Source organism: Paraburkholderia sp. RL17-380-BIE-A, assembly GCF_046028085.1.
In the GTDB taxonomy this organism is placed as follows: domain Bacteria; phylum Pseudomonadota; class Gammaproteobacteria; order Burkholderiales; family Burkholderiaceae; genus Paraburkholderia.
On record NZ_JARESQ010000009.1, the window covers coordinates 24,294 to 44,023 of the forward strand.

Genomic DNA, 19,730 nt, shown 5'->3' on the forward strand with positions numbered 1-19,730 from the left:
TCGACCCCGCTGGCAGGTAACCTCGCGCTCCCCGTGAACGCCGCGCTTCTCAACACGTCTAACAACGTGTGAGCCACATACGCAATTCGCCCGCGAACTGCGCGCGCCGATACTGCGCGAGATGTTGCCCGATCATGATCGTCTGGCCGCGTGAGACCAGTTTGATCCGGTCACGTGGCGTTGCGCCTGCCTCGATCCGCACCCAGCGCGGATTGAACTCGAACTGCGTGAGCTGCTCGGCGCTGACCTGCTCGACCACGAGCCGGTTCTGAAACAGCCGGATGCGCTCGTAGTCCACAGCATGACGCGCATATATGGCAAACGCGATGCCCACCGCCAGCAATTCGACACCGGTGAACGGCAACACCAGCCAGGCGCCGACCAGAACCAGCATGAATGCAATTGCCAACGAGAACAACGCAAGCGACACGTAGAAACAGACGAACTGCCGCGGCGATATCGAACAGTTGCGTTTCATCGTCCAGTCTTTGAGAACCGGTTCTGAATCCGCCAGCAGATCTGATGCTTCCATCGCTGCCTCCCGCCGATTGTCTCCAATCGCCGCCTGCGGCCATTTCTTGCGACCGCTAATCCGGTCACCCGATCACCGCCGCGTCATCTTATCTTGCTGCCCTATGCCTCGGGGCTGCCGCCCCAAATGTGGGAACTCCGGGCGACAAACTGACGCATTATAGGCGCGATCCATAGCATCCACAAGCAAGCGTCAATTGGCCCACAACCCAGGCGTGACAAGCCTCCGCGCCGTTTTGACGCAGCTTTTGCGCGTCTTTTGAAGCGGTAATTTCAGACATAACAGATGTCCTCTTTACCGCCTCACTGATTCCTCAACGATTCCTCGCCGAACCTCGCCCGATGTCCTCGATCCGCACGATCCCATGACCTTCGGCAGTCGTGCGCGGCACGGCTTTCCATGCGTGCCCGTAGATCACCTCGAAGGTCAGCGCGATCGTGCCGTCGGCGCGCCGACGGGCTTCGAGCGCTGCCAGCAAAGCCTTGTGCAGCCTGCGCGCGACGGCGCCCGACGAGGCCTCGCGCTCGAACGGATAGGCGCCCCAGCGGCGCACGTCGGCGAGCAGCGACTCGGGCGACTTATAGGTAATGGTCAGCACTTCCTGGTCCATCACCGGAATCTCGAAACCGCTTTCCACCAGCATGTCGCCCAGGTCGTGCATGTCGACGAAATCGATCACATGCTTGCGCGAGGCAACGCCGTGCGCGGCTTCGACTTCGGCGTAGGCGCCGCGCAACTCCTTGAGCGAGTCGGGGCCAAGCGTGCTGAACATCAAGAGGCCGTTGACCTTCAGCACACGCTGCCACTCGGGAAACACGAGATCGGGCCGCGAGTGCCAATGCAGCGCAAGATTGGACCAGATGAATTCGAAGGCGCCGGCCGCGAACGGCAGCGCCGAAAAGTCGGCTTGCGCAAAGCGCGGCCCGCGGGCGCCGAGCGCTTTGCCGAGCGTGGCCGGCAGAAAGCGCCGCCAGCTCGTGTCACCCGAATCGTGCTGCAGCGCGCGCGTGAGCATGCCGTGCGACAGGTCGGAGCCGAACACCGGCGCCTCGGGAAAGCGCTCGCGCAAAGCGGGGATGTCTTCGCCCATCCCGCAACCGGCGTCGAGCACGCTCGCCGGCGTGACCTTGATGTAGTCGAGACGCTCGCGCATGCGCTGCGCGATTTCGCGCGGCAGGAACGCGACGTCGCCAAAGGTCGCCGCGCGGCGGTCGAAGATCCGCTGGAGGCGCTGGGAATCATAGGCCGGACGGCCTGATTGAGCGGAAGTTGAGGACATGAGTGTCGTACTGGCGTAGAGCCCGAAGTATACTCGCTCGCTCCCCTCCATTCAGTGTGAAAGGCCTTCGCGGGCGGTCCAGCCATGCCACTCCGACCCATTTCGTCATCTTCCGGCGCCCGGTTCGCGCGTTTCGCGCGTGCTGTCAATTCCGCATGGCCGCGGGTGGCGCAGGCTGCGTTGCCGAACCTGTGCGCGTTGTGCGGCAATTTGTCGCACGCGACGCTTTGTGCCGGTTGCGACGAGGCCTACTGGAATGAAGGCCGGTTGCGATGCACTGTCTGCGCGGTACCGTTATCCACCACGCGATCGCCGATCCACGCGCAATACCGGTGTGCGGATTGCATTGGCGAGCCGCCACCGTTCGACGCCACGTTCGCCCTTGCGGACTACCGGGCACCGCTCGACACGCTGGCCGTCGGCCTGAAATTCCGCGCCCGGCTGATGCTGGCGCGCGAGTTCGGGCAACGCCTCGCGCGCCTCGCTCGGGATTCCTGGCAAGAGCTGGCTGAATGGCCCGATGTGATCGCACCCGTGCCGCTTGCCAAAAAACGTCTCATTGAGCGCGGCTACAACCAGGCCTGGCAGATCGCGAGGCCACTGGCTCGCACGCTCAATGTACGCAGCGACGCAACCCTGCTGCATCGAATGATTCACACCGCACCGCAGTCGCGGCTCGATCTCTCCGCCCGCCGTCTGAACGTAGGCCGCGCCTTCAAGGTCGCCGGATCCGTGCAAGGTCTGCACGTCGGCATTGTCGACGACGTGATGACCACCGGCGCGACACTCGAAGCGCTGGCTCGCACGCTCAAGGCCGCCGGAGCAAGGCGCATCACCAACTTCGTCGCGCTGCGCACGCCGAAAAACTAGTCTCAACCTGAGCTCACCATGTTCAATGTCGTTCTCGTAGAACCGGAAATCCCGCCGAACACCGGCAACGTGATCCGTCTGTGCGCCAACACCGGCGCGCGCCTCCATCTAATCGAACCGCTCGGCTTCCCGCTCGACGATGCCAAGCTGCGCCGCGCCGGTCTCGACTATCACGAGTACGCGCAAATGAACGTGCATGCCGACTGGGCAGCGTTTATCGCCAGGGAATCGCCAGATCCGGCGCGCATGTTCGCCTTCACCACGCGCGGTTCGGGCCGCTTCCACGAGCACGCGTTTCAGTCGGGCGACTGGTTCGTGTTCGGCGCCGAAACGCGCGGCCTGCCCGACTCCGTGCTCGACCAGTTCGCCAACGAGCAGCGCGTGCGCCTGCCCATGCGGCCCGGCAACCGCAGCCTGAACCTGTCGAATACCGTCGCGGTCGTGGTGTTCGAGGCCTGGCGTCAGACGGGCTTCGAAGGCGGGGCCTGACGGCGCTGCAATTCCGCCTCGCAGCGCGCGAACATGGTGTCGTCGAAACAGGCGAACACCATCCGCTCGTCCAGCGTGCAACGATTGAGACGGAGCATGGGAACCTCGCTGGTGCGAAGCGTCGATAAAAACGTGGACAGCGACAGCGGGCAGCCGTTCAGCGCTTTGGCGCGCTAAACGGCTGAAAGACAAGGCTTATTCAGCTTTTGAGTCGCGCCGCAGCAGGGCGCTGACGGCGTCGCGAGGCGCCACGCCGTCGAACAGCACGGCACAGACCGCCTGCGTGATCGGCATGTCGATTGCATGAGCACGGGCGATCGCGAGGACCGCTTGCGCACAACGCACCCCTTCGGCCACATGACCGAGGCCGCCGAGAATATCGTCGAGCGTGCGGCCCGCGGCGAGTTGCAGGCCGACCGTACGATTGCGCGACAGATCGCCGGTTGCGGTCAGGATCAGATCGCCCAGACCGGTCAAGCCGGTGAACGTTTCCGCGCGCCCGCCGAGCGTCACGCCGAGGCGCGACATTTCAGCGAGGCCACGCGTGATCAATGCCGCGCGCGCGTTCAGACCGAGCCCGAGGCCATCGGCAATGCCCGTTGCAATGGCGAGCACGTTTTTCACCGCGCCGCCCACTTCCACGCCGACGACGTCGTCGCCGGTATAGATGCGCATGGCGCCGTGATGGAACGCAGCGACCGTGCGCTCGCGGCACGCCGCCGAAGCACTCGCGATGGTCAACGCGACCGGCAGGCCCTGCGCGACTTCGCGCGCGAAGCTCGGACCGGACAGCACACCGTTGCTGCCATGTTGCGGCAACTCGGCCGCGACCACCTGATGCGGCATCAATTGCGAATCGGCCTCAAAGCCTTTGCACAGCCACACCACATGCGCCGGCACTTTGCCCGCATCGCGCATGGCCCGAAAGAGACTACGCAGTCCGGCCACGGGCGTTGCCACGACGCATAACGCGTCGCCGGCGAGCGCATGCTCGAGCGCTGCGTTGAGATCCGCCTCGTAGCGCAGCGCGGGCGGCAAAGCAACGCCCGCCAGATAGCGGGCGTTTTCGTGCGAAGCGCGGAGATCGGCGATGAGCGCGGGCTCACGCGCCCACAATACCGTGTCGTGCCGTACGGCCAGATGGCCGGCAAGGGCGGTGCCCCATGCGCCGGCGCCAAGGACAGCAACCTTCATAGCCGGCACTGCTGGCGACACGTTAGTGCGTGACACCGTTTTGCGCCGCGCCGTCCTGGCCGCCCATCTGCGCGAGGCGTTGCTCGTACAGTGCCTGGAAGTTGATTTCGGCGAGATGGATCGGCGGGAACCCGGCGCGGGTGATCGCGTCGGCGATGTTCGAGCGCAGGTACGGGAACAGAATGGTCGGGCAAGCAATGCCGACCAGCGGGTCGATCTGCTCAGCCGGGATGTTGCGGATGTCGAAAATGCCGGCTTGTTTGGCTTCGATCAGGAACGCAACCTTGTCCGACACCTTGGCCGTGACCGTGCCCGTAACGAGGATTTCGAACACGGTGTCCGCGAGGCGCTCGGCCTTCACGTCGACTTCGACTTCGACCGACGGCATTTCCTGCTCGAGGAAGATGCCCGGCGAATTCGGCTGCTCGAGCGACATGTCCTTCAGGTAGATACGCTGGATGTTGAAGAACGGCTGGTTATTCTCGTCGGACATGATGAAGTGATTCCCTGATAGGTATGCATGGCGGCGGCCCATGGTTGCATGGGCCGCCAGATCGTTGCGGCGCGCCGCCCGCCCTGATGAGGCGAGACCGCGCCGGCTTGGTGTTCAGCCGCCCTTATCGCGCACCCGCGGGCGCGCGAGTTCAGGCGGTTGCTTCGAGCAGCGGCATCAACCCGCCCGCGCGATCGAGCGCGGAGAGGTCATCGTACCCGCCCACATGCGTCTCGCCGATGAACACTTGCGGCACCGTGCGGCGACCGGTCCGGGTCATCATTTCCTCACGACGGGCCGGGTCTTTGTCGATCAGTACCTTTTCAACGTGCTCGACGCCGCGCGACTTTAAAAGACGTTCGGCCATCTGGCAATACGGGCACACCTGGGTGCTGTACATGATCACTTTGTTCACTTGGCTGCTCCTTGTTTCACAACCGGCATGCCGGCTTTCTGCCAGGCGTCGACACCGCCTTCGAGAACATGGACTTCCGCATACCCTGCATCCTGCACGATACGCGCTGCCTTGTTCGACTGCTGGCCGGTCTGGCAAACCAGCAGCACCGGGTTGCTCTTATTCTTCACGAGTTGTGCGACTTTCGCCTGCAACTCCGCAAATTCAAGGTGCCGGGCCGCGGGCAAATGCCCTTTGGCGTAGTCGGCGGACGAACGAAGGTCGATGACCGCCGCATTGCGCCGGTTGATCAGTTGCGTGGCTTCAGCGGCCGACAGGCCACCGCGGCCGCGCCGGCTGATCGTCGGCCACAGCAGCAACCCACCGGAGATGAGGACGATCGCGATCAGTACAAGGTTTGTGTAATCAGTGAAAAACTTCACGGAAAATCCGCCGAAAAAGAGAGAAATCGAAAAGGGCAATTCAGCCATTATAAAATAACCGTCTGACGCGATGGCGGCGCTCCTCCAGAGGACCCCCGCAACGCTTTACCGCTTCCTCACTACCGACCGGCAATCTCATGTACAAACTCGTTCTCATCCGCCACGGCGAATCGACGTGGAACAAGGAAAACCGCTTCACGGGCTGGGTCGACGTCGACCTCACCGAGCAGGGCAACAGTGAAGCGCAGCAAGCCGGCGTGCTGCTGAAGGAATCGGGCTACACGTTCGACATCGCCTACACGTCGGTGCTCAAGCGCGCGATCCGCACCCTGTGGCACGTGCAGGACAAAATGGATCTCATGTACCTGCCGGTGGTGCATTCGTGGCGTCTGAACGAACGCCACTACGGCGCGTTGTCGGGTCTGAACAAGGCGGAAACGGCCGCCAAATTCGGCGACGAGCAGGTGCTGGTCTGGCGCCGCAGCTACGACACGCCGCCGCCCGCACTCGAGCCGACGGACGAACGCGCGCCCTACAGCGATCCGCGCTATGCCAAGGTGCCGCGCGAGCAACTGCCGCTCACCGAATGCCTGAAAGACACGGTGGCGCGCGTTCTGCCCCTGTGGAACGAGTCGATTGCGCCGGCGATCAAGTCGGGCCGCAAGGTCGTGATCGCCGCCCACGGCAATTCGATCCGCGCGCTGGTGAAATACCTCGACAATATTTCGGACAACGACATCGTCGGTCTGAATATTCCGAACGGCGTGCCGCTCGTCTATGAGCTCGACGAAAATCTCAAGCCGCTCAAGCACTACTATCTGGGCGATCAGGACGCGATCGCCAAGGCGCAAGCCGCAGTCGCCAAGCAAGGCAAAGCCGGCTGATTCCGCCATCGCGCCGCCATGCTGCCGCCATCAATACAGCGCAACGGCGGCTACTGGCGCAGATTGGTGACACATGGCGGCTAATGGCCGCGCCGACCGGCAAGACATACCGGTCGGCGCGGCTCGCGCCTGTCAAGTCTGTCAAGCGCGCCATTCTCGCGCCATCAATCCCTTACCGCACATTACTTCAGCGTCGCGGGCCGCATCTCACGAACCAGGCCCGGCTCGCGCTGTCGAATCACGATTGCCTGCGCTACGCCCTGACTCGGCGGGTGTGCAGTTATACTTGTCCGTCCCCATCTCTATCGACGCTGCCACGCGCTTCCGACCGCAACAGACTCTATGCGAAAGAACCTGAAAAATATCGGCCTGATTGCCGCGGGCCTTGCTACCGGTGTATTTGCCACCCTGCAACTTTCCGCTTCGGCGCAGCAACCGGCCAGCGCAGCGTCCAACGCTGTCGCCCCGCTGCCGCTGGACCAGCTCAGGCTCTTTGCCGAAGTGTTCGGGCAAATCAAGCACGAGTACGTCGAACCCGTCGACGATAAAAAGCTTCTCACCGCCGCCATCAAAGGCATGGTGTCGAGCCTCGACCCGCACTCGTCATATCTCGACAAGACCGATTACGAGGAACTGCAGGAGCAGACCAAGGGTCGCTTCGCCGGACTCGGTATCGAAATTTCGTCGGAAGACGGCCTGATCAAAGTGATCTCGCCGATCGAAGACACGCCCGCGTTCCGCGCCGGCATCCGTCCGGGCGACCTGATCACGCGTATCAATGACAAGCCCGTGCGCGGCATGACGCTCGACCAGGCGGTCAAGCAGATGCGCGGCGAGCCGGGCACCAAGGTCACGCTCACGATCTTCCGCAAGACCGACGACCGCACCTTCCCGCTCACCGTCACGCGCGCGGTCATCAAGGTCCAGTCGGTCAAGATGAAGATCCTCGCGCCAGGCTACGCCTATGTGCGGATCACGAGCTTCCAGGAACGCACCACGCCTGACCTCGCCGCGAAGCTGCAAGATATCGCGCGTCAGCAGCCGAATCTGAAGGGTCTCGTGCTCGACCTGCGCAACAACGGCGGCGGCCTGCTGCAAAGCGCGGTCGGCGTGGCTGGCGCGTTCCTGCCGCCGAATTCGGTTGTGGTGTCCACCAATGGCCAGATTCCGGATTCGAAGCAGGTCTATCGCGACACCTACGACAACTACCGCCTGCAGTCCTTCGACAGCGATCCGCTGAAGGACGAAGCGCCGATCTTCAAGACCGTGCCGATGATCGTGCTGACCAACGCGTACTCCGCGTCGGCGTCGGAAATCGTCGCGGGCGCGCTGCAGGATCAGCATCGTGCGTTGATCGTCGGCAAGACCACCTTCGGCAAGGGTTCGGTGCAGACCGTGCGACCCATGACGGCGGACACGGCACTGCGTCTGACCACGGCGTACTACTACACGCCGAGCGGCCGTTCGATCCAGAACAAGGGCATCCGTCCTGATATCGCGGTCGATCAATACGCGGAAGGCGATCCGGACGACGCACTCGTGACCCGCGAAGTCGACTACTCGAATCACCTTGCGAACACGCAGGATCCGAACGAGAAGAAGGAAGCGGAACAGCGCGAGCAGGAACGCATGGACCAGTTGCGCCTGCTTGAAGAGCAGAACGACAAGAAGACGCCGGAACAGCGTCAGAAGGATCGTGAGCGCAAGCCGGTGGAATTCGGTTCGACTGACGACTTCATGCTGCAACAGGCGCTGAACAAGCTGGAAGGCAAGCCGGTGCAGGAATCGAAGTCGCTGACCGAGCGTCGTCTCGCGCAGAACAAGCCGGCCGCGTCGGCGTCCGCGCCGGTCGCGGTCAAGCCGACGCAACCGGTGCCGGGCGCGTCGGGCCCTGCGCCGGCCTCGACGCCTGCTACGCAAAGCAAGTAAGCATCAAAGCGTGTCTTCGCAGCGCAAGCTGCTGCGAAGACACGCTGCCATACCGGGCATCAGCCAGAACACCCGCTCCCCGCGCGATTAAAATAAAGAAACCGCGCACGGCAGACCCTTCGGTCCTGCATCTCAACGCGCGACACACTCACGCGCCCCGCCATGAACGACGATCAACTGCTTCGCTATTCCCGCCACATCCTCGTCGACGAAATCGGCATCGAGGCTCAGCAGCGCTTTATCGACGCTCACGCGATCATCGTCGGCGCGGGTGGCCTGGGTTCGCCGGCCGCGATGTATCTCGCTGCCGCGGGTGTCGGCCGTTTGACGCTGGTTGATGCCGATACGGTCGACCTGACCAATCTGCAGCGCCAGATCCTGCATGTGACCGCATCTATCGGGCGCAAGAAGGTCGAGTCCGGGCGCGAGGCAATCGCGCGGATCAATCCCGAGGTGGTGGTGAATGCGGTGGCCGAGCGCGTGGACGACGCGTGGCTCGACGCACAAGTGCCGCATGCCACGGTCGTGCTCGACTGCACGGATAACTTCGCGACGCGCCATGCGATCAACCGCGCGTGCGTGAAGCACGGCGTGCCGCTCGTGTCGGGCGCGGCGTTGCGCTTCGACGGCCAGATCAGCACCTTCGACTTCCGCGACGAAGCGTCGCCCTGCTATGCGTGTGTGTTTCCCGAAGACCAGCCGTTCGAGGAAGTCGCGTGTTCGACCATGGGTGTGTTCGCGCCGACAGTCGGTATCGTCGGTTCGATGCAGGCCGCCGAGGCGCTCAAGGTGATCGGCGGAATCGGCACGCCGTTGCTCGGCCGCCTGATGATGCTCGATTCGCTGCGCATGGAGTGGAACACGATGCGTATTGCGCGGCAGCCGGATTGCCCGGTATGTGGGCAGACGCACCCGGCTTGATCTGCTGCCGTAAGGCTAAAAAAACGCCGCCCGTGAGGCGGCGTTTCTCATTCAAAGACGTGAACTCAGGCCAGCGACACGCGCTTTAACGCAGCCTGCACTTCTTCGGGTTCGAACGAAGCCAGCACATCGGCCACCGGCTTCTCGAGCGTCTTCAAATGCGCGCGCAGCACTTCCTGCTTGACCACCAGCAGTTGGCTCGGATGCATCGAAAACTCGGTGAGACCCATGCCGAGCAAGAGACGCGTCAACGCCGGGTCGCCGGCCATCTCACCGCACACCGAGACGGGCACGCCCGCGCGCTTCGCCTCGCGCAGCGTGAACGCGATCAGGTGCAGCACCGCCGGATGCAGCGGGTCGTACAGATGCGCGACGGAGTTGTCCGCGCGATCGATCGCCAGCGTGTACTGGATCAGATCGTTCGTGCCGATCGACAGGAAATCGAGCCGCTTGAGAAACAGCGGCAAGGCGATGGCGGCGGCCGGAATCTCGATCATCGCGCCGACCTGCACGTTCGGATCGTAGGCCATGCCGGCGTCGTCGAGCTGACGTTTGGCTTCGCGAATCAGGTCGAGCGTCTGATCGATCTCCTGCGCATGCGCGAGCATCGGAATCAGAATTTTCACCGTACCGAACGCAGACGCGCGCAGTATCGCGCGCAACTGCGTGAGAAACATCTGCGGCTCGGAGAGGCTCCAGCGAATCGCTCTCAGACCCAAGGCCGGGTTCGCGGCGGTTTCATAACCATCGCCCCCGCCCATCGAATCGAGCGGCTTGTCGGCGCCCACGTCGATCGTGCGAATCGTGACCGGCAGGCCGTTCATCAATTCGACCGCGCGACGGTACGCGGCGAATTGCTCTTCCTCTTCGGGCAAACGGTCCTTGTGATTCATGAACAGGAATTCGGAGCGGAACAGACCCACGCCCATGGCTCCCGCGTCGAGCGCGGCGCTCGCGTCTTCCGGCAACTCGATATTCGCGCACAACTCGATACGCGTGCCGCACAGCGTTTGAGTGGGCGAAAACTTAAGCCGTTGCAGCTTGCGCTGCTCGAGCGCTTTTTCGCTTTGCCGGTACGAATACTCCTCCAGCACGATCGGCGCGGGATCGACGATCACAATGCCGTGATCACCGTCGACAATGATCAGGTCGTCCTGGCGAATCAACGCGCTCGCGTGCTGCACGCCGACCGCGGCCGGAATACCGAGACTGCGCGCGACGATCGCCGTATGCGACGTGCGGCCGCCCAGATCCGTGACGAAACCCTGAAACGTTTGCGTTTTGAACTGCATCATGTCGGCCGGCGCGATGTCGTGCGCGACCACGATCATCTCGTCGCAGGCGCCGTGCACGCCGTCCACGAGCGCCACCGACGCGCCCGCGAGCGCCTTCAGCACGCGCTCCACCACCTGTTCGATGTCGGCTTTGCGCTCGCGCAGGTACTCGTCTTCGATATCGTCGAAATGGCGCGACAGGCGCTCGAGTTGTTCGGTCAGTGCCCATTCCACGTTGTAGCGGCGCGTGCGGATCAGGTCGATGGTTTCCTGCACGAGCATCGCATCGTTCAGGATCATTGAATGAACGTTGATAAACGCGCCCATCTCGCTGGGTGCGTCGACGGCGAGATCGGCGCGCAACGCGTCGAGCTCGTGATGCACGTGTTGCTGGGCCGCGCGAAAGCGCTCGACCTCGCCTTCGATCTGGGCGGGCTCGATCAGATAGTGGTCTACGTCGAGTGCAGCCGGGGCGATCAGATAAGCCCGCCCGATGGCGATACCGCGTGACACGGGAATTCCATGCAGCGTGAAGGACACGCGCACCTCCTCTAGTTGTGTGATGCCGCGGCAAACCGCTGCAATGCTCTCAGACACTCTGCGCCATTATAAATTCCGCGCCCTTCGCCGGTATGTCGGGCCTGTGTGCAGCGCAGCACGAATTACCGTAAGCGAGCTGCCAACGAGCCTTCATCTGACTCGCGTTCCGGCAACGTGAACCGTATGCGAATGTCGATGTGCGCGCCCTCACGCGCTTTCGCCCGACCATTGTCACGCGCTAAAAAAAACGCCGCGGACAGCCGCGGCGTTTGCGCATATCGCAACGTGGAGGCGCTCACTGACCCTCGCCGAATTTATCGGCAATCAGTTTCAGCAATGCGTCCATCGCTTCTTTTTCGTCAGCGCCTTCTGTTTCGATCAGCACCGTGCTGCCGATGCCCGCAGCCAGCATCATCACGCCCATGATGCTCTTGGCATTGATACGGCGGCCGTTACGGCTCATCCAGATTTCCGCCTGGTAGTTGCCTGCGAGTTGCGTCAACTTGGCCGACGCGCGCGCGTGCAGCCCCAGCTTGTTCACGATAGTCGTTTCCTGTTGCAGCATGTGATGGTCCGAAGCGCGGGTAAGTGTGGTTATGAAAGGTGAATCTGCAAACCAGTGGCATTGCGGGCGAAAACCCGGCAACCGGGCGATCCGCTTACAAGCCGGCTGAGTCGGCTTTTTGCGTCAGATCGGCGTCGACCGGCAAGGCCGGCAAACACGCGCCGCCGGATGCCGCATCGGGCGGCAGTGCGGGCAAACAGTCGCCGGACTCCGCGGTGGGCGCGACGGGTGCCGGCGTGGCCGGTCCGATGGCGTGCACGCCCTTGGTGGCGCCGGCGAGCGCCTTGTCGACCAACGTGTCGAGCGGTGTGGCGCGATAACAGACCGCGCGCACCAGCATCGGCAGGTTGACGCCGCACAGCACGCGCACATCCGGTATTGAAGCGAGCCGGCCGGCGATATTCGCCGGCGTGGCGCCAAACATATCCGTAAGGACGAGCGCGCCGTTTTCTTCCTTCAGACGTTCGATCTCGGCGTGCGCGAACGCAACCTGCTGCGCGGGATCGCAATCCGGCGATACGTCGATCACGCCGATGCGCGCCGGCAAGCCACCATAGATGTGCGAAATGCAATCGCGCAACGCGGTGGCGAACGGAGCGTGCGCAATGATCAGAATGCCTGCCATGTCAGCCTTACTGCAAAAGAACGGCCCCAACCGTGGACCGGGACGAAGCCCGGTTCGTCAGCGCCCTCGACCGGCCGTGGGCCATGAGGGCCGGAACGCGTGAATCGACGAGCGCCCCGCCGCGCGGCACAGAGCCGACGCTAGCGAAAACCTGCCCGCTCATTGCCCGCGATCCATCTCCATGACACCGTCGAGGTGCCATCGAAACGGCTTGGCGCGCGAGAGCGGGCATTGTATCAGGCTCATTTTCGCGCCAAAGCCGGCGTGCTGCCTGATGCGGATTTAATACACAGTTTGGGGATCATGGCGGCCATTCAAGAGCGCAAATCGGCCCAGATCATCAACCTGCCGCCCGCTCCAATGCGTCGATGAACATGGCGGCGACGTCGAAACCGGTCTGATCCATGATCTCGCGGAAACATGTCGGGCTGGTCACATTCACTTCGGTCAGCCAGTCGCCGATCGCGTCCAGCCCGACCAGCAGCAGACCGCGCGCGGCGAGCACCGGCGCCAGCGTATCGGCGATCTTGCGGTCGTGCCCGGTCAGCGGACGCGCTACCCCAAGGCCGCCGGCCGCGAGGTTGCCGCGCACTTCATTACCCTGAGGAATACGGGCCAGCGAATAAGGCACGGCTTCGCCACCGATCAGCAAAATACGCTTGTCGCCCTCCTTGATTTCAGGAATGAATTTCTGCGCCATCACCGAACGCGCGCCGTCGTGGCTCAGCATTTCGATGATCGAGCCGAGGTTCATGCCGTCGGCTTTCACGCGGAACACGCCCATGCCGCCCATGCCGTCGAGCGGCTTCAGGATCACGTCGCCGTGTTCCTCGTGGAAGGCACGTAAGCGGGTCGCGTCGCGCGTGACCAGCGTAGGCGCGACGAACTGCGCGAATTCGCCGATGGCGAGTTTTTCCGAGTGGTCGCGAATCGATTGCGGCTTGTTGAAAATGCGCGCGCCGGCGCGTTCGGCCATTTCCAGCAGCCAGGTCGACGTGACATATTCCATGTCGAACGGCGGGTCTTTGCGCATCACCACCGCGCTGAATGTCTTGAGCGCGCGCGGGGTGGCCGCTTCCGCGTCGTACCAGACGTCGCGATGGAGATCGGCGCCGTCGCCGACAATCGCCACGCGCTGCACGTTCGCCTCGACGTCGCCGCCCGTCCACGCCAGATGCTTAGGCTCGCACGTGTAGACCACATGACCGCGGCGCGCCGCCTCGGCCATCATCGCGTAGGTCGAGTCTTTGTAGATCTTGAATTGCGAGAGCGGGTCGGCGATGAAAAGAATGTCCATGAAGGTCCCGGTGCGCCCTGATGGGCTTGGCGTTGATCGTAAATATAGTCGTTGAAAATGGCGATGGCGGCACGCATGCCGCCATCGACCACCCAAGGTTGCTTAGACCTGAATCGCTTCCGGATCGGTCTTTTCCAGTTCGACCGAGGCGGCCAGCAGCCCCAGCCGCGCCACCACACCGTACATATAGAAGCGGTTCGGCGGCGCCGCGCCGGGTTTGGCGTGCGCGTCGGGCAGCGCCGTGTGCTCGAAGCCGAGCGGCACGAAGTGCATGCCGGGTGCGTTCAGATTCTGATCGCGCTCGCGGCTGCCGTGCACGCGGTAGAAGCCGCCCACGACATATCGGTCGATCATGTACACGACCGGCTCCGCCACTTCCTCGCCAATGCGCTCGAAGGTGTACACGCCTTCCTGCACGATCACGTCGTGCACTTCCAGGCCGTCTTTGGTCGCCGCCATCTTGGCGCGTTCGCGCTTGGTGAGCGCGGCAACTTCCGACGCGTCGTGCACGGTCATCACACCCATGCCATAAGTGCCCGCATCCGACTTGATGACGACGTACGGTTTCTCGGAGATGCCGTACTCGCGATACTTCTTGGCAATCTTCTTCAGCACGCCGTCGATCGCATCCGCTAGCGCTTCCTCACCGGTGCGTTCCTGGAAATCGACACCTTCCACATGCGCGAAATACGGATTGATCATCCACGGATCGATCTCGACCATCTTCGCGAACTTCTTCGCGACGTCGTCATAACAGGAAAAATGCGTCGATTTGCGGCGAACGGCCCAGCCGGCATGCAGCGGCGGCAGTAAATATTGTTCGTGCAGATTTTCGAGCACAGGCGGAATGCCGCCCGACAGATCGTTATTCAGCAGAATCGAGCACGGGTCGAAATTCTTCAGACCAAGACGACGCTGCGAGCGCTCGAGCGGTTCGAGCACGAGCTTCTGCCCGTCGGAAAGCGCGATCGTGACCGGCCCGTTGATGGTTTCGTCGAGCGTGCCGAAACGCACGTTCAAGCCGGCCTGGCGCATGATCGCAGCGAGACGGGCGACATTCTCGAGATAAAACGCGTTGCGCGTGTGGCGCTCGGGAATCACCAGCAAATTCTTGGCGTCCGGGCAGATCTTTTCGATCGAGGCCATGGCGGCCTGCACGGCGAGCGGCAGCACTTCCTGCGGCAGATTGTTGAATGCGCCAGGAAACAGATTGGTGTCGACCGGCGCGAGCTTGAAGCCCGCGTTGCGCAGGTCGACGGAACAGTAGAACGGCGGCGTGTGCTCCTGCCATTCGAGCCGGAACCAGCGTTCGATGGCGGGTGTGGCGTCGAGGATCTTCCGCTCAAGATCGAGCAGCGGGCCGTTTAACGCCGTAACTAGGTGCGGAACCATTGATCACTCGCAGACTGGAGAAAAAAGATTGTAGAGCAAATGCTTTGTCCATTTGGGGACGGTTTCTCCATTCGCAAGCGGACGCGAATGCATTCTCGCTATCGCCATGATAGGCAGGGAAAACTACCGTTTACAAGATAGCGCGCAAGAAAAAAGCCCGCCATGAAGGCGGGCCAAAGTCGCTGTGCTTATTTCTGAACCGGCGAGCCCGGGAGCGCGGGCTCGCGATACGTTGCTTACTCGACGTGTTCGCCGTGCAGGCTCACGTCCAGACCTTCGCGTTCCTGTTCTTCCGTCACGCGGATGCCCATCACCATGTCGATGATCTTCAGCAGGATGAAGCTCACCACGCCGCTGTAGATCAGCGTCGTCAGCACGCCCTTGGCCTGCAGGATCACGCTGCCGTCCGCGCCGCCGATGTCCTTGACCGCGAACACGCCGGTCAGGATCGCACCCACGATACCGCCGATGCAGTGCACGCCGAACGCGTCGAGCGAGTCGTCGTAACCGAGCTTGTGCTTGAGCCACGTTGCCGACCAGAAGCAGATCACGCCTGCCGCGATACCGATCACCAGCGAACCCGCCGTACCGACGAAGCCCGAAGCCGGCGTAATCGCCACCAGACCGGCCACGGCACCCGACACGATACCGAGTACCGACGGCTTACCCTTGGTTGCCCATTCGGCGAACATCCATGCGAGTGCTGCTGCTGCGGTTGCCACTTGCGTTGCGAACATCGCGAAACCGGCACGGCCGTCTGCCGCCACTGCCGAACCCGCGTTGAAGCCGAACCAGCCCACCCACAGCATGGCGCCACCGATCAGCGTGAGCGTCAGGTTGTGCGGCGCCATGGCTTCCTTGCCGTAGCCGACGCGCTTGCCGAGCACCAGCGCGCAGACCAGCGCCGCGATACCGGCGTTGATGTGCACCACCGTGCCGCCCGCGAAGTCGAGGACGCCCGCGCTAGCCAGCCAGCCGGTCGGTTCCCAGACCATGTGCGCGATCGGCGAGTAGACGATGATCGACCACAGCGTCATGAAAACGAGCATCGCCGAGAACTTCATACGGTCGGCAAACGCGCCCGTGATCAGTGCCGGGGTGATGATCGCGAACGTCATCTGATAGACGACATAGACCGTTTCCGGGATCGTCGGCGCGAGGTGGCTGACGGTCAGCGTCGTGGCCTTGTCGCCCTTGATGTAGTTCATGCCCGCCATGAAGAAGCGCGAGAAACCGCCGATGAACGAATTGCCCGGCGTGAAGGCGAGCGTATAGCCCACCACGACCCAGATGATCGACACGAGGCAGGTGATCGCGAAGCTTTGCATCAGGATCGCGAGCACGCTCTTCTTGCGGACCATGCCGCCGTAGAACAGTGCCAGACCCGGGATCGTCATGAACAGCACGAGCGCGGTGGAGGTCAGCATCCAGGCGGTATCGCCGGAGTTGATCTTCGACGAATCGACCGAGAACGGCGCGGTCGGGGCAGCCGGCGCAGCGTCCGATGCTGCAGGTGCGGCGGCGGCCGCGCTGGCAGCCGGTGCGGCGGACGCGTCCGCGGCCGGTGCCGAAGCCGCGGCGGCAGCGGGTGCGGCCGAAGCGTCCGGCGCCGGCGCACTCGCCGTCGTATCGGGAGCAGCGGCCGAAGCGGCTGCGGGGGCGGAAGCGTCGTCCGCGAGGGCGGCGCCGATACCGCCCGCGAGCAGCGAACCGGCCATCAGCAAGGACATCATTAATTTGCGCATCTTTCGTTTCCTCTTGTCGCTATCTGTGTCGCTATCTTTTGGTATTACAGAGCGTCCGCGCCGGTCTCCCCGGTGCGAATCCGAATCACTTGCTCGATCGGCGTGACGAAGATCTTGCCGTCGCCGATCTTGCCGGTGCGTGCCGCGCGCTCGAGCGCCTCGATCGCCTGGTCGACGATGTCGTCCGAGACCGCAGCCTCGATCTTCACCTTCGGCAGGAAATCGACGACGTATTCAGCGCCGCGATACAGCTCCGTGTGGCCTTTCTGGCGACCAAAACCTTTGACTTCGGTCACCGTGATGCCCGAGACGCCGATGGCCGACAAGGCTTCGCGCGCCTCATCGAGCTTGAACGGCTTGATGATTGCGGTAATGAGTTTCATGAAATCCCTCGCTTAGTTGCGTAACCCGTTGCGTAACCCGTTTTGCGTACCCGTAACCCGTTCGCGTGGTCTCGTTTCGCTGCCGGCAAACAGGTGCCGGCAGAGCGCGCGGGGCAGTAACAGCAACTCGCATGCCATGTTGTGTCAGACTCCGCACCGCAGGCCTCGCAAAAGGGGCGCAAAGGGCCCTGGCCGGAAGGCCAGCGCTGGCGGGGCAAGCTGGCGCGGCTTATGGATCGTTGCTAGAGTGTTCGAAGGTTCTGAACGCATGGGCGCGCACCAAAGGGGCCCATACGGCCGCGGCGCGCAACGGGTCATGCACCAACAGCGCCCATTTAACGCGACAAAGCACAGACGCAACGAAACATGCACACTTTTTGTGCAACAAAGGGAACACCATGAAACAACCGAATGATGTTTTTAACGACTTTCAGGCCCGCATGAGCGAGCTGTTCAAGAACTCGCCGGCCAAAGATGTCGAACGCAACGTGAAGGCCATGCTGTCGCAGGGCTTTTCGAAGCTCGACCTGGTCACCCGCGAAGAATTCGATACGCAGACCCAGGTGCTGGTGCGCACCCGCGCGCGCCTCGAAGAACTGGAGCGGCGCGTCGCCGAGCTCGAACAGAAGCTGCCGGTCACGCAAACACCCTAAATAGGTCTGCTCGCGGCTCATCCGCCGCGCAGTGCTGCACATCACAGGCAAGCGAGCCGTGACGTCATCAGCGTTTTAGGGGACTTGCGCGCGCCGCTGGCGCGCCGTCCGACGGGAGAAAACATGTCGCTTGCCGTGGTGCGCAGTCGCGCGCCGGCCGCTGGCCGCGCGCCCGAAGTAACCGTCGAGGTCCACCTCGCGAACGGATTACCCTCTTTTTCGATTGTCGGCCTGCCTGATCTGGAAGTGCGCGAAAGCCGCGAGCGCGTGCGCGCGGCGCTGCAGAACTGCAACTTCGACTTTCCTGTGCGGCGCATTACCGTCAATCTCGCGCCGGCCGATTTACCGAAGGAATCCGGCCGCTTCGATCTGCCGATCGCTTTGGGCATTCTCGCGGCGAGCGGCCAGATTCCCGCGGAGTCCTTGCTGCATCGCGAATTCGCGGGCGAACTCTCGTTGACGGGCGCGCTCCGGCCAATGCGCGGCGCCTTCGCCATGGCCTGCGGAACCGCGCGCGGCGGCGTGGCTCACGCCGGAGCAACTTCGTCTGGTATGTCTGGCGAGCTTGCTGCATCCGGGCCGCCTGCTCATTCCACTCCACAGCTCTATCTGCCCGCCGCGAGCGCGGCGGAAGCGGCGCTCGTGCCCGGCGTCGACGTCTACGGCGCCGCCGATCTGCCTTCGCTGTGCGCTCACCTGGCCGGTGCGCCCGACGCGCGGCTTTATCCGCTCGCCGCGCCGGATCTCGCCGAGTGCGCCACCGCCGTCGTTCCGGATATGGGCGACGTGATCGGTCAGCGCGGCGCGCGCCGGGCACTCGAAGTCGCTGCGGCCGGCGGGCATCACGTGCTGCTGGTCGGGCCGCCCGGTGCGGGCAAATCGATGCTCGCCGCCCGCCTGCCGAGCCTGTTGCCCCCCATGACCGACGACGAAGCGCTCAGCTCCGCCGCTTTGCTGTCTGCCAGCCGGGCCGGTTTTACGCCGTCGCAATGGCGTCGACGGCCGTTTCGCGCTCCGCATCACTCGTCTAGCGCCGCAGCGCTGGTGGGCGGGCGCAATCCGCCGCAGCCCGGTGAAATCACGCTGGCGCACCTTGGCGTGCTGTTTCTGGACGAGCTACCCGAGTTCCACCGCGACGTGCTCGAAACGCTGCGTGAGCCGCTCGAAGCGGGCCGCATCACGATTTCACGCGCTGCCTTGCAGGTGGACTTTCCGGCTGCCTGCCAGTTGATCGCCGCCATGAATCCGTGTCCGTGCGGCTGGCGCGGCGATCCCCAAGGCCGCTGCCGGTGCACACCCGAGATCGCCGCGCGTTACTTGCGCAAGCTCTCCGGGCCCCTGCTCGACCGGATCGACATCCAACTCGAAATTCCGGCGCTCACACCGTCGGAACTGTCCGCCCGTTCGACAGCCGCCGGGGAGACAAGCGCGGCCATTGCCATGCGCGTGAACCGCGCACGCGAGCGCCAGTTGAGCCGCCAGGGCAAAACCAATCGGGAATTGGGAGGACGGGAAGTAGACGAGGTCTGCCGCCCCGACGCAGCGGGCGAAGGTTTGCTACGCGAAGCCGGAGAGCGCTTCGGATGGTCCGCGCGTGCGTACTACCGGGTTCTGAAGGTGGCGCGCACCATTGCCGACCTTGCCGGCACAGCCATGCCGAACGCCGCGCAGATCGGCGAAGCGATCCAATATCGGCGGGCTTTTGGCTCTCTATGAGGCGAAAAACTTGCTGTCAAGACTTGACTTATGCACATGCTCACGTTCCAGACAGATTTTGATACATCTGAAAGGTCCACCGCGAGCAGCATCCAAAAGGCATTGATTTGAC

The 19,730-nt window shown here is 63.2% G+C and carries 21 protein-coding genes; 7 read left to right on the plus strand and 14 right to left on the minus strand.

Translation table 11 applies throughout. From position 1 onward, the window contains the following. Positions 1-58 precede the first annotated feature (58 nt). On the minus strand, positions 59-532 hold the full coding sequence (locus P0D68_RS16660; RefSeq protein ID WP_091796862.1) for a DUF2244 domain-containing protein: 474 nt from the start codon (positions 530-532) through the stop codon (positions 59-61). A gap of 313 nt (positions 533-845) precedes the next feature. Beyond that, positions 846-1,811 (minus strand): methyltransferase domain-containing protein, encoded by a 966-nt coding sequence (locus P0D68_RS16665; RefSeq protein ID WP_091796863.1) that lies wholly within the window; start codon positions 1,809-1,811, stop codon positions 846-848. An 84-nt stretch (positions 1,812-1,895) separates the two neighbouring features. On the opposite strand from P0D68_RS16665, the gene P0D68_RS16670 reads away from it, so the two are divergent. Next, positions 1,896-2,681, plus strand: a complete 786-nt coding sequence (locus P0D68_RS16670) for a phosphoribosyltransferase family protein (RefSeq protein WP_408298583.1) — start codon at positions 1,896-1,898, stop codon at positions 2,679-2,681. An 18-nt stretch (positions 2,682-2,699) separates the two neighbouring features. Further along, positions 2,700-3,170 carry a tRNA (uridine(34)/cytosine(34)/5-carboxymethylaminomethyluridine(34)-2'-O)-methyltransferase TrmL gene (trmL, locus tag P0D68_RS16675; protein WP_408298581.1) on the plus strand — a complete coding sequence of 157 codons (471 nt, stop codon included), beginning with the start codon at positions 2,700-2,702 and terminating at the stop codon, positions 3,168-3,170. Here the strand turns inward: trmL and P0D68_RS16680 are convergent. From P0D68_RS16680 to P0D68_RS16700, 5 genes are all read right to left on the minus strand, one after another. Then, a complete protein-coding gene (locus P0D68_RS16680; protein ID WP_408298579.1) occupies positions 3,143-3,268 on the minus strand; it encodes a hypothetical protein in 126 nt (41 codons plus the stop codon). The two genes, trmL and P0D68_RS16680, sit on opposite strands and share 28 nt — an antisense overlap. Before the next feature lie 97 nt (positions 3,269-3,365). Continuing rightward, positions 3,366-4,364, minus strand: coding sequence for an NAD(P)H-dependent glycerol-3-phosphate dehydrogenase (locus P0D68_RS16685; RefSeq protein WP_408298577.1), 999 nt, complete (start codon positions 4,362-4,364; stop codon positions 3,366-3,368). Between the two features lie 22 nt (positions 4,365-4,386). Then, positions 4,387-4,857 carry a protein-export chaperone SecB gene (gene secB / locus P0D68_RS16690; RefSeq protein WP_007179465.1) on the minus strand — a complete coding sequence of 157 codons (471 nt, stop codon included), beginning with the start codon at positions 4,855-4,857 and terminating at the stop codon, positions 4,387-4,389. A 151-nt stretch (positions 4,858-5,008) separates the two neighbouring features. After that, positions 5,009-5,272 carry a glutaredoxin 3 gene (grxC, locus tag P0D68_RS16695; RefSeq protein ID WP_007179466.1) on the minus strand — a complete coding sequence of 88 codons (264 nt, stop codon included), beginning with the start codon at positions 5,270-5,272 and terminating at the stop codon, positions 5,009-5,011. Beyond that, positions 5,269-5,694 carry a rhodanese-like domain-containing protein gene (locus P0D68_RS16700; protein WP_408298575.1) on the minus strand — a complete coding sequence of 142 codons (426 nt, stop codon included), beginning with the start codon at positions 5,692-5,694 and terminating at the stop codon, positions 5,269-5,271. The genes grxC and P0D68_RS16700 overlap by 4 nt, the downstream gene beginning before the upstream one ends. Before the next feature lie 137 nt (positions 5,695-5,831). Here P0D68_RS16700 and gpmA point away from each other — a divergent pair, with 137 nt between their 5' ends. From gpmA to P0D68_RS16715, 3 genes are all read left to right on the plus strand, one after another. Further along, the gene (gene gpmA / locus P0D68_RS16705; protein WP_091796867.1) at positions 5,832-6,578 is read left to right on the plus strand and encodes a 2,3-diphosphoglycerate-dependent phosphoglycerate mutase; all 747 of its coding nucleotides are present in this window, start codon (positions 5,832-5,834) and stop codon (positions 6,576-6,578) included. Positions 6,579-6,920: 342 nt separating this feature from the next. Beyond that, on the plus strand, positions 6,921-8,507 hold the full coding sequence (locus P0D68_RS16710; RefSeq protein ID WP_408298573.1) for a S41 family peptidase: 1,587 nt from the start codon (positions 6,921-6,923) through the stop codon (positions 8,505-8,507). 162 nt (positions 8,508-8,669) lie between these two features. Further along, positions 8,670-9,428, plus strand: coding sequence for a HesA/MoeB/ThiF family protein (locus tag P0D68_RS16715; RefSeq protein WP_091796869.1), 759 nt, complete (start codon positions 8,670-8,672; stop codon positions 9,426-9,428). A 65-nt stretch (positions 9,429-9,493) separates the two neighbouring features. Here the strand turns inward: P0D68_RS16715 and ptsP are convergent, their stop codons facing one another. The 7 genes from ptsP to P0D68_RS16750 all read right to left on the minus strand — a co-directional run bounded on the left by ptsP (position 9,494) and on the right by P0D68_RS16750 (position 17,249). Then, positions 9,494-11,242: a phosphoenolpyruvate--protein phosphotransferase gene (gene ptsP / locus P0D68_RS16720; RefSeq protein ID WP_091796870.1), complete on the minus strand. Its 1,749-nt coding sequence runs from the start codon at positions 11,240-11,242 to the stop codon at positions 9,494-9,496. 295 nt (positions 11,243-11,537) lie between these two features. Then, positions 11,538-11,807, minus strand: a complete 270-nt coding sequence (locus P0D68_RS16725; RefSeq protein WP_007179472.1) for an HPr family phosphocarrier protein — start codon at positions 11,805-11,807, stop codon at positions 11,538-11,540. Between the two features lie 94 nt (positions 11,808-11,901). Next, the gene (locus tag P0D68_RS16730) at positions 11,902-12,432 is read right to left on the minus strand and encodes a PTS sugar transporter subunit IIA (RefSeq protein ID WP_091796871.1); all 531 of its coding nucleotides are present in this window, start codon (positions 12,430-12,432) and stop codon (positions 11,902-11,904) included. 340 nt (positions 12,433-12,772) lie between these two features. Beyond that, positions 12,773-13,729, minus strand: a complete 957-nt coding sequence (gshB, locus tag P0D68_RS16735; RefSeq protein ID WP_408298570.1) for a glutathione synthase — start codon at positions 13,727-13,729, stop codon at positions 12,773-12,775. A gap of 102 nt (positions 13,730-13,831) precedes the next feature. Then, on the minus strand, positions 13,832-15,121 hold the full coding sequence (gene gshA / locus P0D68_RS16740; protein WP_408161807.1) for a glutamate--cysteine ligase: 1,290 nt from the start codon (positions 15,119-15,121) through the stop codon (positions 13,832-13,834). A 236-nt stretch (positions 15,122-15,357) separates the two neighbouring features. Next, on the minus strand, positions 15,358-16,866 hold the full coding sequence (locus P0D68_RS16745; RefSeq protein ID WP_408298568.1) for an ammonium transporter: 1,509 nt from the start codon (positions 16,864-16,866) through the stop codon (positions 15,358-15,360). A 44-nt stretch (positions 16,867-16,910) separates the two neighbouring features. Continuing rightward, on the minus strand, positions 16,911-17,249 hold the full coding sequence (locus P0D68_RS16750) for a P-II family nitrogen regulator (protein WP_006048089.1): 339 nt from the start codon (positions 17,247-17,249) through the stop codon (positions 16,911-16,913). Between the two features lie 398 nt (positions 17,250-17,647). On the opposite strand from P0D68_RS16750, the gene P0D68_RS16755 reads away from it, so the two are divergent. Together P0D68_RS16755 and P0D68_RS16760 are read left to right on the plus strand one after the other, a co-directional pair. Then, a complete protein-coding gene (locus P0D68_RS16755; RefSeq protein WP_012431591.1) occupies positions 17,648-17,902 on the plus strand; it encodes an accessory factor UbiK family protein in 255 nt (84 codons plus the stop codon). A 123-nt stretch (positions 17,903-18,025) separates the two neighbouring features. After that, positions 18,026-19,618, plus strand: a complete 1,593-nt coding sequence (locus tag P0D68_RS16760; protein ID WP_408298566.1) for a YifB family Mg chelatase-like AAA ATPase — start codon at positions 18,026-18,028, stop codon at positions 19,616-19,618. The last annotated feature ends 112 nt before the right edge of the window (positions 19,619-19,730 follow it).

Bases quoted from the DNA above. Each gene is read 5' to 3' on its own strand.
- P0D68_RS16685 (WP_408298577.1), bottom strand. From the start codon at position 4,364: ATGAAGGTTGCTGTCCTTGGCGCCGGCGCATGGGGCACCGCCCTTGCC.
- P0D68_RS16660 (WP_091796862.1), bottom strand. From the start codon at position 532: ATGGAAGCATCAGATCTGCTGGCGGATTCAGAACCGGTTCTCAAAGAC.
- P0D68_RS16680 (WP_408298579.1), bottom strand. From the start codon at position 3,268: ATGCTCCGTCTCAATCGTTGCACGCTGGACGAGCGGATGGTGTTCGCC.
- P0D68_RS16710 (WP_408298573.1), top strand. From the start codon at position 6,921: ATGCGAAAGAACCTGAAAAATATCGGCCTGATTGCCGCGGGCCTTGCT.
- P0D68_RS16755 (WP_012431591.1), top strand. From the start codon at position 17,648: ATGAAACAACCGAATGATGTTTTTAACGACTTTCAGGCCCGCATGAGC.
- gshA (WP_408161807.1), bottom strand. From the start codon at position 15,121: ATGGTTCCGCACCTAGTTACGGCGTTAAACGGCCCGCTGCTCGATCTT.
- P0D68_RS16750 (WP_006048089.1), bottom strand. From the start codon at position 17,249: ATGAAACTCATTACCGCAATCATCAAGCCGTTCAAGCTCGATGAGGCG.
- P0D68_RS16745 (WP_408298568.1), bottom strand. From the start codon at position 16,866: ATGCGCAAATTAATGATGTCCTTGCTGATGGCCGGTTCGCTGCTCGCG.
- P0D68_RS16670 (WP_408298583.1), top strand. From the start codon at position 1,896: ATGCCACTCCGACCCATTTCGTCATCTTCCGGCGCCCGGTTCGCGCGT.
- P0D68_RS16665 (WP_091796863.1), bottom strand. From the start codon at position 1,811: ATGTCCTCAACTTCCGCTCAATCAGGCCGTCCGGCCTATGATTCCCAG.
- P0D68_RS16725 (WP_007179472.1), bottom strand. From the start codon at position 11,807: ATGCTGCAACAGGAAACGACTATCGTGAACAAGCTGGGGCTGCACGCG.
- trmL (WP_408298581.1), top strand. From the start codon at position 2,700: ATGTTCAATGTCGTTCTCGTAGAACCGGAAATCCCGCCGAACACCGGC.
- gpmA (WP_091796867.1), top strand. From the start codon at position 5,832: ATGTACAAACTCGTTCTCATCCGCCACGGCGAATCGACGTGGAACAAG.
- P0D68_RS16760 (WP_408298566.1), top strand. From the start codon at position 18,026: ATGTCGCTTGCCGTGGTGCGCAGTCGCGCGCCGGCCGCTGGCCGCGCG.
- gshB (WP_408298570.1), bottom strand. From the start codon at position 13,729: ATGGACATTCTTTTCATCGCCGACCCGCTCTCGCAATTCAAGATCTAC.
- P0D68_RS16730 (WP_091796871.1), bottom strand. From the start codon at position 12,432: ATGGCAGGCATTCTGATCATTGCGCACGCTCCGTTCGCCACCGCGTTG.
- P0D68_RS16715 (WP_091796869.1), top strand. From the start codon at position 8,670: ATGAACGACGATCAACTGCTTCGCTATTCCCGCCACATCCTCGTCGAC.
- secB (WP_007179465.1), bottom strand. From the start codon at position 4,857: ATGTCCGACGAGAATAACCAGCCGTTCTTCAACATCCAGCGTATCTAC.